Origin of the sequence: Pseudomonas taeanensis MS-3 (genome assembly GCF_000498575.2) — a bacterium.
GTDB classification, from domain to species: domain Bacteria; phylum Pseudomonadota; class Gammaproteobacteria; order Pseudomonadales; family Pseudomonadaceae; genus Aquipseudomonas; species Aquipseudomonas taeanensis.
This window is the reverse complement of the sequence record NZ_AWSQ01000006.1, coordinates 21,514-36,642: the sequence shown is the minus strand read 5'-3', so window position 1 is coordinate 36,642 and position 15,129 is coordinate 21,514. Positions and strand designations below refer to the sequence as shown.

12 protein-coding genes are annotated in these 15,129 nt (G+C 65.2%); 4 read left to right on the top strand and 8 right to left on the bottom strand.

Annotated elements, in window-relative coordinates; translation table 11 throughout:
- The first annotated feature begins 31 nt into the window (after positions 1-31).
- Positions 32-625: a TetR/AcrR family transcriptional regulator gene (locus tag TMS3_RS18085; RefSeq protein WP_025166701.1), complete on the top strand. Its 594-nt coding sequence runs from the start codon at positions 32-34 to the stop codon at positions 623-625.
- A gap of 55 nt (positions 626-680) precedes the next feature.
- Complete coding sequence (locus TMS3_RS18080; protein ID WP_025166700.1) at positions 681-1,790, top strand: NADH:flavin oxidoreductase; 1,110 nt, start codon at positions 681-683, stop codon at positions 1,788-1,790.
- Between the two features lie 97 nt (positions 1,791-1,887).
- Here the strand turns inward: TMS3_RS18080 and TMS3_RS18075 are convergent, their stop codons facing one another.
- The 8 genes from TMS3_RS18075 to cysZ form a co-directional block, all read right to left on the bottom strand.
- Positions 1,888-3,075 carry a type III PLP-dependent enzyme gene (locus TMS3_RS18075; RefSeq protein WP_025166699.1) on the bottom strand — a complete coding sequence of 396 codons (1,188 nt, stop codon included), beginning with the start codon at positions 3,073-3,075 and terminating at the stop codon, positions 1,888-1,890.
- Positions 3,072-4,874 carry an IucA/IucC family protein gene (locus tag TMS3_RS18070; RefSeq protein ID WP_025166698.1) on the bottom strand — a complete coding sequence of 601 codons (1,803 nt, stop codon included), beginning with the start codon at positions 4,872-4,874 and terminating at the stop codon, positions 3,072-3,074. The genes TMS3_RS18075 and TMS3_RS18070 overlap by 4 nt, the downstream gene beginning before the upstream one ends.
- Entirely contained in the window at positions 4,871-6,025 is a 1,155-nt protein-coding gene (locus tag TMS3_RS18065; protein WP_025166697.1) for an MFS transporter, read from the bottom strand. The genes TMS3_RS18070 and TMS3_RS18065 overlap by 4 nt, the downstream gene beginning before the upstream one ends.
- Complete coding sequence (locus TMS3_RS18060; protein WP_025166696.1) at positions 6,010-7,794, bottom strand: IucA/IucC family protein; 1,785 nt, start codon at positions 7,792-7,794, stop codon at positions 6,010-6,012. The genes TMS3_RS18065 and TMS3_RS18060 overlap by 16 nt, the downstream gene beginning before the upstream one ends.
- On the bottom strand, positions 7,791-9,008 hold the full coding sequence (locus TMS3_RS18055; RefSeq protein WP_043301953.1) for an ATP-grasp domain-containing protein: 1,218 nt from the start codon (positions 9,006-9,008) through the stop codon (positions 7,791-7,793). The genes TMS3_RS18060 and TMS3_RS18055 overlap by 4 nt, the downstream gene beginning before the upstream one ends.
- 93 nt (positions 9,009-9,101) lie before the next feature.
- Entirely contained in the window at positions 9,102-11,183 is a 2,082-nt protein-coding gene (locus TMS3_RS18050; RefSeq protein WP_025166694.1) for a TonB-dependent receptor family protein, read from the bottom strand.
- A gap of 18 nt (positions 11,184-11,201) precedes the next feature.
- Positions 11,202-11,972, bottom strand: a complete 771-nt coding sequence (locus TMS3_RS18045; RefSeq protein ID WP_025166693.1) for an HpcH/HpaI aldolase family protein — start codon at positions 11,970-11,972, stop codon at positions 11,202-11,204.
- Between the two features lie 471 nt (positions 11,973-12,443).
- Positions 12,444-13,211, bottom strand: coding sequence for a sulfate transporter CysZ (cysZ, locus tag TMS3_RS18040; RefSeq protein ID WP_025166692.1), 768 nt, complete (start codon positions 13,209-13,211; stop codon positions 12,444-12,446).
- A 206-nt stretch (positions 13,212-13,417) separates the two neighbouring features.
- On the opposite strand from cysZ, the gene TMS3_RS18035 reads away from it, so the two are divergent.
- Positions 13,418-14,017, top strand: a complete 600-nt coding sequence (locus tag TMS3_RS18035) for a peroxiredoxin (RefSeq protein ID WP_025166691.1) — start codon at positions 13,418-13,420, stop codon at positions 14,015-14,017.
- Between the two features lie 121 nt (positions 14,018-14,138).
- Positions 14,139-15,086, top strand: a complete 948-nt coding sequence (gene trxB, locus TMS3_RS18030) for a thioredoxin-disulfide reductase (protein WP_025166690.1) — start codon at positions 14,139-14,141, stop codon at positions 15,084-15,086.
- The last annotated feature ends 43 nt before the right edge of the window (positions 15,087-15,129 follow it).

Here is a 15,129-nt window from a genome sequence, read left to right as displayed (position 1 = left end):
GGGCTAGACGACCGGTCATATTCTTGCCGGCATGAATAGCCGCCTACGACTCGACAAGCGTGAACTGATCCTCGCCAAAGGCGCCGAGGTGATGACCCGACGCGGTTATCACGGCGCCGGGGTGCAGGAAATCGTTCAGGCCGCCGGCGTGCCCAAGGGCTCCTTCTACCACTACTTCGCCAGCAAGGAAGACTTTGCCCAGCAGGCCTTGCAAGCGGTCTATGGACCACGCTTGCAGCGCTATGCCGAGGCGCTCAGTAACCCGGCGTTGACGCCGCGCGAGCGCATTCTCGGTTATTACGCGGAGCTGGTGGAGCATTTCGCCCGTCAGGAAAAACGCGAATATCACTGCTTTATCGGCAGCCTGAGTTTCGAGATGGCTGAGCTGTCACCGCTCATCGGTGCTCAGGTCGATGCCATCCTGCAGCGCTCGGCGGACATCCTTCAGCACTGCCTGGAGCAGGCGCAGGCCGCCGGCGAGTTGTCTGCCGAAGAGGACTGCAACAACCTGGCGAGCTTCATCGCCAGCGCTTGGCAAGGCGCGCTGACCCGCCTGAAGGTGTCGAGTAATACCCGCGTACTGGATGACTTCCTGCAGCGCTTGCAGCTGTTGTTGCGCGCCTGATTTCTGAGAGCCAATCAACCAAAGAGCCGCTCCCCGAGCGGCTAGAGGAGAGAAGATGAACGCCCCGGTACAAGCCTTGTTTCAACCGTTCAACCTTGGTTCGCTGGAGCTGCCGACCCGCGTGGTGATGGCGCCGATGACCCGTTCCTTCTCGCCCGGTGGCGTGCCCAACAGCAAGGTCATCGAGTACTACCGTCGCCGCGCTGCGGCCGGTGTCGGCCTGATCGTCAGTGAAGGCACCACGGTCGGCCACAAGGCCTCCAATGGTTATCCCAACGTGCCGCGTTTCTACGGTGAAGACGCTTTGGCCGGCTGGCAGAAAGTGGTCGAGGCGGTGCACGCCGAAGGCGGCAAGATTGTTCCGCAACTGTGGCACGTGGGCAACGTACGCAAGCTCGGCACCGAGCCGGAGGCCGAGGTACCTGGCTATGGCCCGAGCCAGAAGCTCAAGGACGGCAAGGTCGTGGTCCACGGCATGACCCAGGACGACATTCGGGAAGTCATCGCCGCCTTCGCCCAGGCCGCCAAGGATGCCCAGCGCATCGGCATGGACGGGGTGGAGATTCACGGCGCCCATGGCTACCTGGTCGACCAGTTCTTCTGGGCCGGTAGCAACCAGCGCACCGACGAGTACGGCGGTGACCTGGCCCAGCGCTCGCGTTTCGCCATCGAGCTGATTCAGGCGGTGCGCGCCGCGGTCGGCCCGGACTTCCCGATCATCTTCCGCTTCTCGCAGTGGAAGCAGCAGGATTACAGCGCACGCCTGGTGGAAACCCCGGAAGCCCTCGAGGCCTTCCTCAAGCCGCTGAGCGATGCTGGCGTGGACATCTTCCATTGCTCGACCCGACGCTTCTGGGAGCCGGAATTCGACGGCTCCGAACTGAACCTGGCCGGCTGGACGCGCAAACTGACCGGCAAGCCGACCATCACCGTCGGCAGCGTCGGCCTGGACGGCGAGTTCCTGCAGTTCATGGTCAACACCGACAAGGTCGCCGAGCCGGCCAGCCTGGAGAATCTGCTGGAGCGCCTGAACAAGCAGGAGTTCGACCTGGTGGCCGTGGGCCGCGCCTTGCTGGTCGACCCGGATTGGGCTCTCAAGGTGCGCGAAGGCCGCGAAGGCGACATCCTGCCGTTCAGCCGTCAGGCACTGATGAGTCTGGCCTGACCCAGCTTCCCCGGTGCGCGGCACAACCGCGCACCTTTCCTCGAGCCCCGGCACATCGGGGCTTTTTTTCGCCTGGAGAAAAGCGCCGGCAGCCGCGCTACTCAGGTGAGAGGAACAGCATCTGCGGCGGTTCGTGCATGAGAAAGTCCCGGTGCGAGATATTCCAGGCGTAGGCGCCTGCCAGGGGGAACACCAGCAGGTCGCCGACCGCCAGGGCCGCCACCGGCTGCTGGCGGGCCAGCACGTCCTTGGGTGTGCAGAGCTGGCCGACCAGGGTGACGGGTTGATCGTGCACTTCTGCCGGCTGCTCTGTGCGCACTATCACGAACGGATGGTCATGCCCCTGGGCCGCGGGCGTGCGGAAGTGATGGGTGCCGCCACGGCCGATGGCGAAGTACTCACCGTGGTTGCGTTTGATGTCCAGCACCTCCATCAGGTAGTAGCCGCAGGCGGCGCTGATGAAGCGGCCGATCTCGAAGCGGATGCGTATATCACCCATGCCTTCTTCGACGATCAGCCTGTGCAAACCCTGGCAGAAGCGCGGCCAGTCGAACGAGTGCTGCGGGTTGCGGTAGTCGATGCCCATGCCGCCGCCGACATTCAGCAGCGGTAGCTCGAGCTGGTGTTCGGCGCAGAGTCGGTGGAAGGTGCGGAAGTAGCCGCGCATCAGCTTCAGGTGTGCAGCCACGTCCAGTTGGTGGGACAGCAGGTGGAAGTGCAGGCCCTGCAACTGCAGCCAGGGCTCGTCGCGCAGCAGGAGCAAGGCCTGTTCCAGAGCCTCTTCGTCGAGGCCGAACGGCGTAGGCTTGCCGCCCATTACCAGGCGGCTGTCGGGTGCCTCGGCCAGCTTCAGGTTCAAGCGCAACAGCACCGGGGCCGGCCGCCCGCTGGACTCGGCGATGCGTGCCAGGCGGCGCAGTTCGTTGAGGCTCTCGACATGAAAGGCCGCGACCCGGCAGTCCATGGCCGCCGCCAGTTCGCTGTCGAGCTTGCCGGGGCCGCCGAAGATCAGTGGCTGCTGCGGGCACTGTTGGTACAGCCAGCGCAGCTCGCCGCCCGAAGCCGCCTCGAAGCCGTCCACCAGCGGTGCCAGGGTCTGCAGAATCGCTGCTTCCGGGTTGGCCTTGGCGGCGTAGAACAGCTCGCAGTTGCCCGGCAGCAGCGCACGCATCTGCCGCACATGCTGGCCCAGGGCTTCGAGGTCATAGAGGTAGGCGCACAGCGGTTCCTGCCGCTGTGTTCGCAGTTCATCGATGGCCCGCTTGACTCGCGCTGGCAGGCTCATGGGCGCACCTCCGCGCGCTGATAGGTGAGCGGGTTGGGCAGGGCGGTGTAGCCGGCCTCGCGGTCGGCGCGCATCAGCAGGCGGGTCATGAAGTTCTCCTTGCTCGGCAGCGGCGCGCCGGCGCACAGCTCGCGCAGGAAGGGTGGGTCGTCGAGGCACTGACGTTGGCTTTCCAGTAGTTCACCGATCTGCCGCCACAGGCGCTGCTCCAATCCACTCTCGCCGGCGGCAAGGTGAAAGATCGCCTCGCCCAGGTTGTTCACCAGGGTGCAGTAGGCCACCCGCTTCCAGGCTTGCTCGGGGGCGTAATAGAGCGACGCGCGGGTGCGCTCGGCAAGGTGTTCGAGTTGCGCCGCAGGCCAGTGCTGGGGCACCAGCTTGGTGCCCTCCAGATCGCGGATCCATACCCGGCAGGGCAGGCCGTGCTCGTCGAAACCGAGCAGGGTGTTCTGCAGATGTGGCTCCAACACCACGCCTTTACGGAACAGGCAATACAGCACGCCGCCGAGCAGTTGTTCGGCATAGCCGTCGAGCCAGCGCAGGGCTGCCGTGGCGTAGTCGAGCTCGAGCCGCGTTGCGCACTGCTCGACCAGGGCCTGACAGACGCTCTGGCCGTGCAGGTCCCAGGTGAACAGGGCCATCGCCACCCGCGGCTGATAGCGTTGGCGGCAGCTCGCATCGAGGTTCTGCCGATAGAGAATACCGAAGCACTCGGTGACTTCGCGGGCCTGTTCCAGGCTGCCCAGCGCACTCAGGTCAAGGGTGCTGGCGGCCGGCTCCGGCATCAGTTCGAAGCCCGGCTGCACCTGGGCCAGTTCGCTGATCAGCGGCGTCAGCAGGCGCGTCAGGGCCACCGCGCTGTCCAGCTCGAACCAGGCGTTCTTGCGCACGCAGTTGGTCAGGCGCACATGCACCGAGAACTTGAGGAAATGCGCCAGTTCGGGGTGATAGAGGGTGCGCACCGAGGAGGTGGGATACAGCGCCAGTCCTTGCGTGCCCAGATGCTCCAGCAAGCCCAGCTGCTGGGCGCGGCGTACCAGGGGGTCGGCCAGTACCCGTTGCACTTCCCAGGGGTGACAGGGGTAGAGGTCGTCGCGCCCGCAGAGCTGGCGCAGTGTCGCGCGCGGGTCCTCGCCCTGGTAGCGGATCAGTGCCGGATCGACACGAAACCAGTGCAGCGGGAACAGCGCGCCGACTTCCGGCGAACAAGCCAGCAGGTCTTGCGGCGAGACGCCGTCGCGGCTCTTTGGCGTCGGATGCAGGGCATGCCCCCAGATCTGGTGCTGTTCGGAGGCCAGCAGGCTATCAGTTCGCTCATGGCTGTCGGTTTGCGCCCGGTTTGCGGTCGGTAGCTGGTTGGCGGCATGGGCGTGGCGCAGGAAGGTGCGGGTGATCTGCAGGCTGTTGTCGATCTGCTGCAGCAGTTCGCCATGGAGCTCCGGGCCGTTCAGTGGGGCGAGCAGCAGACGCGCCAGCTCGGCCAGGTGCAAGGGATGCCAGCCCTGGCCCGGACGTTTCAGGTACGGCGCGCTGATGAAACGGCAGCGACCGAGCACGCTGGTACGGTCGGCCAGCAGCAGCAAGCGCGCGCCCTGGGCCAGACGGATGCCGATGCGTCGGGCGCCGTGTTGGCGCAGGCTCATGGGCAGGTCGAGACCCTGGCAATCGAGGTCGGCTTCGCCGCGCGGCAGGGCGTATTCGCGCAGATAACAGTTGAGCAGGTTCTCGATGGCGTGACGCTGGGCGTCGCCGTCCAGCGCCAGGTCACGTAGCGACAAGGGGGTTAGGGCGAGGGTCATGCTGGAAGCTCCTGTGGACAAGCGACTAAGGAACGCGCCAACAGCAGCGCCGCGAATGCGGCCACACAGGCGACGAGGAAGGGGGAAGCGATGCCACACCACTGGCTGACCAGACCGGCCGTGAGGCCGGCGGCGCTGCCGGCCCATTTACCGCTGGCGTCGTACCAGCCGAACAGCCGTCCGGCGCCGCCCTGACGGCTGCGCTGGCTAAGGCAGCGGTGCAGGCCGACGAAACCGAGCAACATGCCGGCGCCACTGAGCAGGCGCAGGGCGAACAGCGGTTCGGGCTGGCCGATGAAAAACTGCAGGGCGTTGCTCAGGGCCAGCAACAACAGGCCGAGCAGCAACGGGTTGTTGGCCTGACGCTGGGCCCAGGGCAAGGCGAACAGGTAGACCAGGTGCGGCAGGCTGTAGAGCAGGCCGATCAAGGCGTCGTTGCCGATCCCCAGCGCCTCGCCGTAGGGCACGAAGTAGGGAAAGGTCACCACCATGGCGAAGCAAAACAGGAACTGCACCGCGAGCAGGCGCAACAGGTCTGGCGGCAGCTGGCCGAGGCGCGCGGCTGGGCTGGCAGTGCTGGCAGCACTCGGCTTGGCACGCGCTGGGTCGGCCGGCAACGGCAGGATCAGGGCGAAGGCCAGTAAGGGCAGCCAGGCCAGGTAGTGGTACAGCTCAAGACCCAAGCCTTGGGCGGTGAGCAGACCCAGCAGGATCGGTCCGCTGATCATTGCCAGGCGCGCTGAGTACTGGGTCCAGTTCAGCGCGCGCGACAGGCTGGCATCCTGCAGTTGGGTCGCCAGGTAGGCATTGGACGCGGCCATGGCGCCACCGAAGGTGCCCTGGATGATCAGCGCCAGCACGAACAGCGTCAGGTCGTTGCTGAACCCGGCCAGCAAGAAGCCGCCGAACAGCCCGGCATGGGCGCGCAGCAACGACAGGCGACAGCCGTGGCGGTCCGCCAGATAGCCCCAGACGGGCGCCGCCAGGGCGGTGCACAGGGTCGGCAGGATAAACAGCACGCCGATGCTCCAGCCCGGCGCGTCCGGCGCCAGGTCGGCGAGGATGCGCGGCAGGAACAGCGGAATGCCCAGGGCGGTGAAGGCCGACAGGTAGTGGCCGAGCAGCACGCTGGCAATCAGTCGACGCTGCATGGCGCGCCCTCCAGGAGGAAGTTCGCCGCGCTGTAGCCGTAGAACTTGTTGATGTCCTGGACGGCGGACTGCTCCTGGCTCAAATGTTCCTTGCTGAACAGGCTGCCGGCGCTCAGCAGGTATTTCACCGGCAGGTTGGGGCTGTCCAGCAGAAAGCGCCGGGCTTCGTCTACAGGCAGGCCTTCTCGTTGCAACTGCTCGAGGCAATCGTGCAGGCTCTCGCGCAGGCTGGCGTACAGCCGCGCGCGTTGGCCAAGGCCGGCGTTGGCGATGGCTTCCAGGGGCGCGACGATATTCAGTTGCAGGGTGATGGTGCAGAACATCTCCGCCAGCGCGCGGAAGCCGTCGACGCGGATGCGCGCATCGCGCAACGCCGCGGGACTCTGGGCCAGGTCCGGGCAAGCCGCGGCGAAGCGCTCGGGCCACAGCCGCGCGGCGTCGTTGTCCTTCATCAGCAGGCGCAGCGGCTGACCTGCCTCGAAGATCAGTATGGCGTTCTGCTGGTTGGCTTCCAGGGCGATGCCGTAGCCCAGCCACAGACGCAGGTGCACCTGCAGCAGCAGCTCCAGATAATCCTCCAGCCAGCGCTGCAGGTCGCCGCCGTAGAAGCGCTCGAGCAACTGCTGGATAAACAGCCGACCGTCCGCCTGCGGGCTGGCCAGGGCGGCCACCGGCACCAGGGTGGTCTGCTCCAGTTCGCCTGGATAACGTCGCACGATATACGCCAGATGGCGCTGCTCTGCGGCATGCCCACCATGCTGTTCGTCCACATGCACGTAGCGCAGGCCGAGTTGTGGGTCGCGCGCGGCGAGGGCCAGCAGGCAGGTTTGGAACCAGTGACCGTCGTACAGGGTGCTGGGCTTGATCAGGCGCAGGTTGCGCGCGCCCAGGGTGCAGACCAACAGCGGTAGTTTGATATGCAACTGCGGCTGCTCGACGCACGCCAGGGTGCGCACCGAGAGGGTCGGCTGCACTTCCAGGGCGCTTAGCGGCGCCTTGAGCGCGCCGTCTGGCAGGCCGTGCAGGTCCAGCTCGGCCCAGGTCAGCGGGTGCACCGGCAGCAGCGCGTGGCTGGCCGCCAGCGCGTCGTCCAGGCCGACCTCGATGAAGCTCGGCCACAGCGCTGGCGGCGGGCTGGTCAGGCTCAGCGCCGACTGCGGCACGGCGAGCCAGTTGAGGCGCAAGCGTGGGGCGAACTCAGGCGCGTAAGCCTGCAATGCGGCGGCATCGAAGCCGCTCTTGGCGCGGGCGGTCGGGTAGAAGGGGTGATCGAGGTAGCTGGCCAGGCGATCAATGCCGAGCAGGCGCCGGCCCCAGTCGGGCTCGTCGAGCACACCCGCGAGTGCGCCGGCGTGTTGCCGGTAGGCCGCACGGCAGAGCGTGCGATGCTCCACCGCACAGTCGGCTTCGGCGCGGTAAGCGGCGAACAGCGTCAGGCTTTCCGGGTCGAGGTCGTTGCTCAGGTGCGCCAGCCAGGCGGGGTAACCCTGCTCCAGCATGATCTGGCCCTGATCCACCCGCAGCCAGGTATCGCCGAGGGCGCTCCAGCGTTGCAAGGGGGCGCCGTGGCGCACCGGCAGCCACAGCTCGCCGCCACCCAGGTGTTCGATGCGCAGCCAGTGCGCGCTCGCGGGTGCTGGCCAGTGAGCGGCCAACTCGGTCGGCAGCGCGTGCACCAGGCCGCGGTTGACCAGGCCGCGAATGTCCTCGCGCAGGCAGCAGTCGATGATCCGTTGGCCGATCACGGCCGCGGCGCTGTGCGGGCTCATGCCAGCTCCCCGTTCAGTTCGCCGAGGGTGTCGCGCAAGCGTGCATCCAGACTGGCGGCGTCCGGGGCGATCAGGCGCAGGATGCCCAGGTAGTCCTTGTTCGAGTGGCTCAGGCGGATATCCTCGCCGGCCTGGCGCAGCGCGCGGTAGTCGCACCAGTAGCCGGGTTGCTCGTGCTGGAAGCTGGTCGGGGCGCGTTGCAGACGGCCCGACTCGCGGGCGAGCAGGTAGTGCACCAGGGCCGTAGCGCTGCCGACGTTGAGAGCGGGCAACGGCTCGCCCAGGTGCACGGCGAGGATGCGCTCGAACCAGCCCTGGGGCAGCAGGCGCTCGAGGAGAAACTCACGACCATCGCCGATGCTGCGGTAGTTGATCTCGACCAGTACCGGGCCTTCGGCGGTGAGGATGAATTCGCTGTGGCAGATGCCGAAGTTGATGCCGAAGGCGGCGACCTGGGCCAGAGCAGCGGCGCGGTTGGCCTGGCTCAGCGGGCCATTCCAGCGCGCCGCCAGTTCGATGAAGTGCGGTGGTGGCGACAGGCTGACGTCGAAACCGCCGAGGGCCTGCAGGCTGTGACCGTCGCCGAGGGTTTCCAGGGTGAACAGCGGCCCTTCGAGGTAGCCCTCCAGCAGCAAGGCGCGATTAGGCTGTTGCTGCCAGAACTGCGCGCAGAACTCGGCCAGCTCGCTGGCGTTGTGACACAGGCGTACGTCCAGGCTGGCGACCCCTTCGCGGGGCTTGGCCACCAGCGGGAACGGCGCATCTGCCGGCAGCGCGGCGCCGGGCGTCAGCACCTGATACCAGGGGCCGGGCAGGCCGAGGCGCTGCAGACGTTCGCGCATCAGCGCCTTGTTCTTCGCCGCGTAGCACAGCTGCCAGTCCTTGCCGGGACAGCCGAAGGCCTCCGCCACCAGAGCGGTGGCGGTCTGCAAATGATCGCTGTTGCAGAACACCGCGGCCGGGCGCAGGCCCTGGGCGTTGACCAGCTCGATCACCGCCAGCGGGTTGAACACGTCGCACTCGAGGATCTCCAGACCGGCAGCCGGGAAGTCGTCGGCGGCGAGCTGGCGGCGGTGTTCCTGGGCATGATCGGTGATCAGCAGCAGGGGCTGCCCGCGCTTAAGCGCGGCGGGCAGGAAGCCCTCGGTGATGGCCGGGTGGACGATATGGCTGAGGATCACGATGGGCCGTTGTTGAGCGCTGTTGTGCTGCATGGCGAGTCTCCAGGAGGCAGCCGCCTCCCGCCCGAGTCGTGAATAGCGACCGGGAGCGGGAGAGGGCAGTGGGTTAGGTGCGGGTGGTGCGGATCAGAAGCTGTAGTTGACGCCTAGGGTCAGGGTGCGACCGGGCGCGGCCTGACGACCCCAGGGGCTAGTGTCGATGCCGCGGAAGTAGTACTGGCGATCGAACAGGTTGCTGACCCCGGCGGAGGCGGTCAGCAGGCTGCCGTCGTCGAGCTTGAACTCGCGCTCCAGAGCGGTGTTCCACACCCAATAGGCAGGCAGCTCGCCGATCGAGGCGGTGGCGTTCTCCGCGTGGGTGTTGGCGGCGTCGGTGTAGGCGCTGCTGACGTAGAGGCCGTCCAGGGTGTAGGTCCAGGCATCGGCGAAGCGGTAGCGACCATCGACACCGACCTGGTGACTGGAGGCGAAGGGCACTTCATTGCCCTTGAAGGCGCCGGCGCGTTGCTCACTGTCGAGGTAGGCGTAGCTGGCGTGCAGGTCGAGCTCGGGCAGCGCCGCCGGGGTCCAGAAGATTTCGCTCTCGATGCCCTGGTGACGGGTGCTGCCGAGGTTTTCAAAACGGTCGTTGCTGCGGTTGTATTCGATCTGATCCTCGAAATCGATGCGGTACAGGCCGAGGTCGACGCGCAGGCCCTGCCAGGGGGTGTAGCGCACGCCCGTCTCGTAGTTCCAGGCCAGCTCGGCGGCGACGTCGCCGTCTTTGACGATCGAGGTGATCTGCGGCGCACGCAGGGATTTCTGCGCGTTGGCATAGGCGAACCAGGTATCTGTGAGCTGATAGCCCAGGCTCAGGCCGGGCAACCACTCCTCGGCGATCGTTTCGCGTTCGATTCCGCTGACGCCGTCGGTGTACTCCATGCGTGCATGCTCGTAACGCACCCCGGGGGTGATGGTCAGGCGGCCGTCGAGCAGCTTGAGTTCGTTGCTTAGGTAGGCGGCCTTGGCCTCGTCGTCGAAGGTCCAGTCGCGAATCACGCTGTGCGCGCCCGTGGCCAGGTTCTGCCGGTTGACCTTGAAGTCGACGTCTTCCTTGACCAGGCGGGCACCGAGCAGCCAGGTCTGGCTGACGCTGTCGCCATCGATGCTCATGCTCAGGCGTGGTTCGCTGCCCCACACGCGGAAGTCACGCGGTGCGTCTTGCAGAGTGTCCGGGGTGGCGTCCGGGGTGAAGGGCAGGCCGATGATGAAATTGCGGTAGCTGTTATGGGCAAAGTTGGTCCAGCTGAACTCCACTGCGTCGAACGGGCCGATGGCGCCGAGGTACTGATTGTAGGTGCCCCAGACCCGGTCGGTGTCACCCTCGAAACGGTCGAGGTCGCGGGTCGACTGACGCGGGTCGTCCTTGTAGTCGGCCACGCTGAGGGCGCCGGCCAGATCCAGGTCGGCCTTGTAGCGTTGTACGCCGAAGCTCAGGCTGCGTTCGTCGTCGATGTCCCATTGACCGCGCAGGCGATAGTTCTGCACCTCGCTGTCGGAGTGTTCGCGACCGTATTCGCCGGTCACGGTGTTGAGGTCCAGTTGCAGGCCGAAGTTGTCGGTCAGGTAGCCGCCGGTGCCGATATAGCTGTCCCACAGGCTGCGGCCACCCGGGGCGAAAGTCGCGCGTTCCTGCAGGGTGGTTTGCCACTGCTGCGGAATTGGCTTGCTGATGAAGTTGATCACCCCACCGACGTTGTTCGGCCCGTACTGCACCGCGGCGCCGCCACGCACTATGTCGATGCGCTCGACCGTGGCCAGGGTTTGCGGAAACAGCGACAGGCTGGTCTGGCCATAAGGCGCGAGGGACAAGGGAATGCCATCGGAGAGCGGCTGGACCCGGCCGCTGCGGCTCTCATAAAGGCCACGCACGGATATCTGCGGCAGGGCGCCGGTGCCGGTTTCATCGAACACCTTGACCCCCGGTACCCGCTGCAGGGCATCGTCGAGGCCGCGTACGCTGGCTTTGTTCAGGTCCTCTGCGCTGACCACGCTGCGACTGCCGGGATAGCTGCGCACTTCGGCGTCGCTGGCCGTGCCCAGCACGTCGCCCTTGATCACCATGGGCGCAAGGGTGGTTTGCTGCGCGCGTTCTTCGGCAATGGCGGAGTGGGCGATGGCCAGCGTCAACAGGCTGAGGGGTAGCGTCAGTAAGCGGTTAGTGGTCATAGGGGACTTCTTCAGGTCTCAGGTATGGGTTTGTAGGGTTTGCAGGCGCGTTTTCAGGGCGTTGTGCAGCAGGCCGCGGTCTTCACCGGCGAGAAAGCTGCGGATGCCTTGGCTGCGCCAGTAGCTGTGCTGCTCCGGAGTACGTGGGTTGGCACAGAAGGGCACCTGACTGCGCGCGCAGCTGGCGGCCATGTGTTGCAGGGCTTGCCAGACGTGCGGGTGCAGCGGATCGGGGCCGAGCTGCAGGTCGAGGGCGAGATCCAGGGCGCCTTCGAGGAGCATGGCGACCCCTGGCAGGGCGAGAATCTCCGGCAGCGCCTCGAGTCCGGCGGCACTTTCGATCATCGGCACGATGCGCGGCTGGCGATTGCTCAGTTCGATGTACTGGGGCAGGGACAACGTGCCGAAGCCGGTGCTGCGACCGCCGCTGATGCCGCGCCGGCCCAGCGGTGGGAATTGCGCCGCGGCAATCGCCCGGGCGACCTCGGCGGCGCTTTCCACGCGCGGCAAGACGATGGCTTCGGCGCCGGCATCGAGCAGCCGGCCGATCAGTTTCTCGTCGACTTCCGGCACTCGTACCCAGGGCGAGACACCGGCAGTTTCGCAGGCGCGCAGGCAATGCATCAGCTCATCGCCGCCGCGCAGCAGGTGCTCCATATCCAGAATCACGAAGTGATAGCCGGCAAACCCGATCATCTCGCAGAGCAGCGGCGAGGGTAGGGAGTTGAGCAAGCCATAGACCTCTTCATCACGTTCCAGGCGGGCGAAGACGGGGGAGAGGCGGAGCATGAGTGGGTCCGTAATCTGAGTGAGTTTGCTAATGATAATGGTTATCGTTTGATTATGTAAACGTGTTTATCCCAACCACTGGGGCGGTAGGCCTTGGACTTGAGGGGGCGACAGGTTAAGACGGGGAAATGGGTGACGGGTAATGGAGGTGAAAGAGGTTAATTCGGGGCAGTCAGTCTTCAGGCTCCCCCCGGTATGCGGGCGATGCTCTCGCCACAGAGGGGCTGCCTAGAACAGCGAAAGGTGCACCGTTGATGGGGAGAAGTAGCAGGGCCGGCAAACGGCATCAGAGCTTGCCGGCAGGCAGGCCATACGCGACTCGGCTGCAAGCGATAGTCACGGGAGCGCCGTGCTTCGTTCGGGTGGCAGGCTGCGTGACTCTCGAAGCGTTATGCCCTAAGGGCTGTGCAATAAGCGCCTTGTGTACCCGCTTTATGTATCAGTTGGCTGAGCAAAGCGCTTGATGCGGTGTTAACGGACGGCTTGTCCAGGCTGTCGGGCGATGGCTTGTTCGCCGCGCTCTCGCACCCAGAACAGGGTGGCACCGGCCACCGCCGCCGGCATCATCAGGATGTTCAGCCCCGGTACCAGCAGGGCGGCGTAGGTGATGCCGCCGAAGCCCAGGCTCTGCCAGCGCTTCTCGCGCAGCCAGGCGAGCATGTCCTGCCAGCTCATCTTGTTGTTGTCCGCCGGGTAGTCGATGTACTGGATGGCCATCATCCACACGCCGAACAGCAACCACAGCGGCGCGGCGATCAGGTTGACCACCGGGATGAAGGTGAGAATCAGCAGGCCGATGGCGCGCGGCAGGAAGTACAGCAGCTTGCGTGCTTCGCGGCCCAGGGTGCGCGGCACCATGGCCAGCAGTTCGGCCCAGCTGAATGCCGGGAAGTTGTCTTCGCCACGCACCACCACCTCGACCTTCTCGGCGAGAAAGCCGTTGAATGGTGCGGCGATGATATTGGCCAGCATGGTGAAGGTGAAGAACACCATCAGCAGCACCAGCACCACGAACAGTGGCCAGAGGACGTATTCGAGAAAGCTCAACCAATTCGGCAGGCTGGGCATGAAGGTGTCGACCCAGCCGCCGAACTGCTGCACGGCGAAACCGACCAGGGCGACGAAGAGGATCAGGTTGATCGTCAGGGGCAACAGCACGAACAGCCGTAAACCGGGGCTCAGCACCAGTTTCAGGCCTTCGCTGAGGTATTGCGGGCCGGACAGTACGGGAGCAGGCATGGAGGTCTCCGCCAGATATAAAGTCGCGCCGACCTTACCGACTTTGTCGGGCAGGGGAAAGTCCGTGATGTTTCAGTGCTGCTGTGCAGCTATAGGTGTTGTCTATTCATTGAATTAGCAATTGATATTTCCTTAATCGACGCAGCCTGAGTAGCCTTCGCAGCACTTTCCTCACCTTGTCACTGACAGTCCTATCAGGAGTTTTTATGAGCGTATTGGTCAACAAACAGGCCCCGGACTTCACCTCGGCCGCGGTATTGGCTGACGGTTCCATCGTCGACGACTTCAACCTCGCCGAACTGCGTGGCAAGTACGTGGTGCTGTTCTTCTGGCCGTTGGACTTCACCTTCGTCTGCCCCTCGGAAATCATCGCGCACAGCAATCGTATGGACAAATTCCGCGAGCTGGGTGTGGAAGTGGTCGGCGTCTCCATCGATTCGCAGTTCACCCATTACGCCTGGCGCAACACCCCGGTAGAGCAGGGTGGCATCGGCGAAGTCGAGTTCACCATGGTCGCCGACGTCAAGCATGAGATCACCCGTGCCTATGGCATCGAACACGAAGATGGCGTGGCGTTGCGTGCCACCTTCCTGATCGACAAGAGCGGCGTGGTCCAGCATCAGGTGGTCAACAACCTGCCGTTGGGCCGTGAAGTGGATGAGGTCATCCGCCTGGTCGAAGCCCTGCAGTTCACCGAAGAACACGGTGAAGTCTGTCCGGCCGGCTGGCGCAAGGGCCAGAAAGGTATGCAGGCAACTGCCGATGGCGTTGCTGCGTACCTGGCCGAGAACGCCAAAACCCTGTAAAAACAGCCACCGTTCGAGTTCGTTCAACCGCTTTCGGGGCCTCCGCATACAAAGCCTTCCCCATAGTGCTTGGATTGCCCCTTTTTATTCGCGCCGGTGAACCGGCCGGTAGGAGTCAGTTATGTCAGCAACACGTCATGCCCGCGTGATCATCCTCGGTTCCGGCCCGGCCGGTTACAGCGCGGCGGTCTACGCGGCGCGCGCCAACTTGAAGCCGCTGTTGATCACCGGCATGCAGGCCGGTGGCCAGTTGACCACCACCACCGAGGTCGACAACTGGCCCGGCGACGTGCATGGCCTGACCGGCCCGGCACTGATGCAGCGCATGCAGGAGCACGCGGAACGCTTCGAGACCGAGATCGTCTTCGATCACATCAATGCCGTGGACCTGGCTGGCAAGCCCTTCACCCTGGTGGGTGACAGCGCGACCTACAGCTGCGATGCGTTGATCATCGCCACGGGCGCCAGCGCCCGTTATCTCGGTCTGCCGAGCGAAGAGGCGTTCATGGGTAAAGGCGTATCGGCCTGCGCCACCTGCGACGGTTTCTTCTACCGCAATCGCGAAGTGGCGGTAGTCGGCGGTGGCAACACGGCCGTGGAAGAGGCGCTGTACCTGGCCAACATCGCCAGCAAGGTGACCCTGGTGCATCGCCGCGAGACCTTTCGCGCCGAGAAAATCCTGCAGGACAAACTGCAGGCGCGCGTCGCCGAAGGCAAGATCGTACTCAAGCTGAATGCCGAGGTCGATGAGGTGCTGGGCGACAACATGGGCGTGACCGGGGTGCGGGTCAAGAACAACGACGGCAGCAGCGATGAGCTGAAAGTCGATGGCCTGTTCGTCGCCATCGGCCATACGCCGAACACTTCGCTGTTCGAGGGCCAGCTGGCCTTGAAAGATGGCTATATGCAGGTCAGTGGCAGCCGCGACGGCAATGCCACCGCCACCAGCGTTGCGGGCGTGTTTGCCGCGGGCGATGTGGCCGACCACGTGTACCGTCAGGCGATCACTTCGGCCGGCGCCGGCTGCATGGCGGCGCTGGATGTCGAGCGCTACCTCGACGGTCAGTAAGCGCTGAGGCAGCAACAACAAAAAGCCCCGCTTTGTGCGGGGC

Coding starts and splice junctions, on each gene's coding strand:
- TMS3_RS18055 (WP_043301953.1), bottom strand. CDS start 9,008: ATGCAGCACAACAGCGCTCAACAACGGCCCATCGTGATCCTCAGCCAT.
- TMS3_RS18075 (WP_025166699.1), bottom strand. CDS start 3,075: ATGAGCCTGCCAGCGCGAGTCAAGCGGGCCATCGATGAACTGCGAACA.
- TMS3_RS18065 (WP_025166697.1), bottom strand. CDS start 6,025: ATGCAGCGTCGACTGATTGCCAGCGTGCTGCTCGGCCACTACCTGTCG.
- cysZ (WP_025166692.1), bottom strand. CDS start 13,211: ATGCCTGCTCCCGTACTGTCCGGCCCGCAATACCTCAGCGAAGGCCTG.
- trxB (WP_025166690.1), top strand. CDS start 14,139: ATGTCAGCAACACGTCATGCCCGCGTGATCATCCTCGGTTCCGGCCCG.
- TMS3_RS18035 (WP_025166691.1), top strand. CDS start 13,418: ATGAGCGTATTGGTCAACAAACAGGCCCCGGACTTCACCTCGGCCGCG.
- TMS3_RS18070 (WP_025166698.1), bottom strand. CDS start 4,874: ATGACCCTCGCCCTAACCCCCTTGTCGCTACGTGACCTGGCGCTGGAC.
- TMS3_RS18060 (WP_025166696.1), bottom strand. CDS start 7,794: ATGAGCCCGCACAGCGCCGCGGCCGTGATCGGCCAACGGATCATCGAC.
- TMS3_RS18080 (WP_025166700.1), top strand. CDS start 681: ATGAACGCCCCGGTACAAGCCTTGTTTCAACCGTTCAACCTTGGTTCG.
- TMS3_RS18045 (WP_025166693.1), bottom strand. CDS start 11,972: ATGCTCCGCCTCTCCCCCGTCTTCGCCCGCCTGGAACGTGATGAAGAG.
- TMS3_RS18085 (WP_025166701.1), top strand. CDS start 32: ATGAATAGCCGCCTACGACTCGACAAGCGTGAACTGATCCTCGCCAAA.
- TMS3_RS18050 (WP_025166694.1), bottom strand. CDS start 11,183: ATGACCACTAACCGCTTACTGACGCTACCCCTCAGCCTGTTGACGCTG.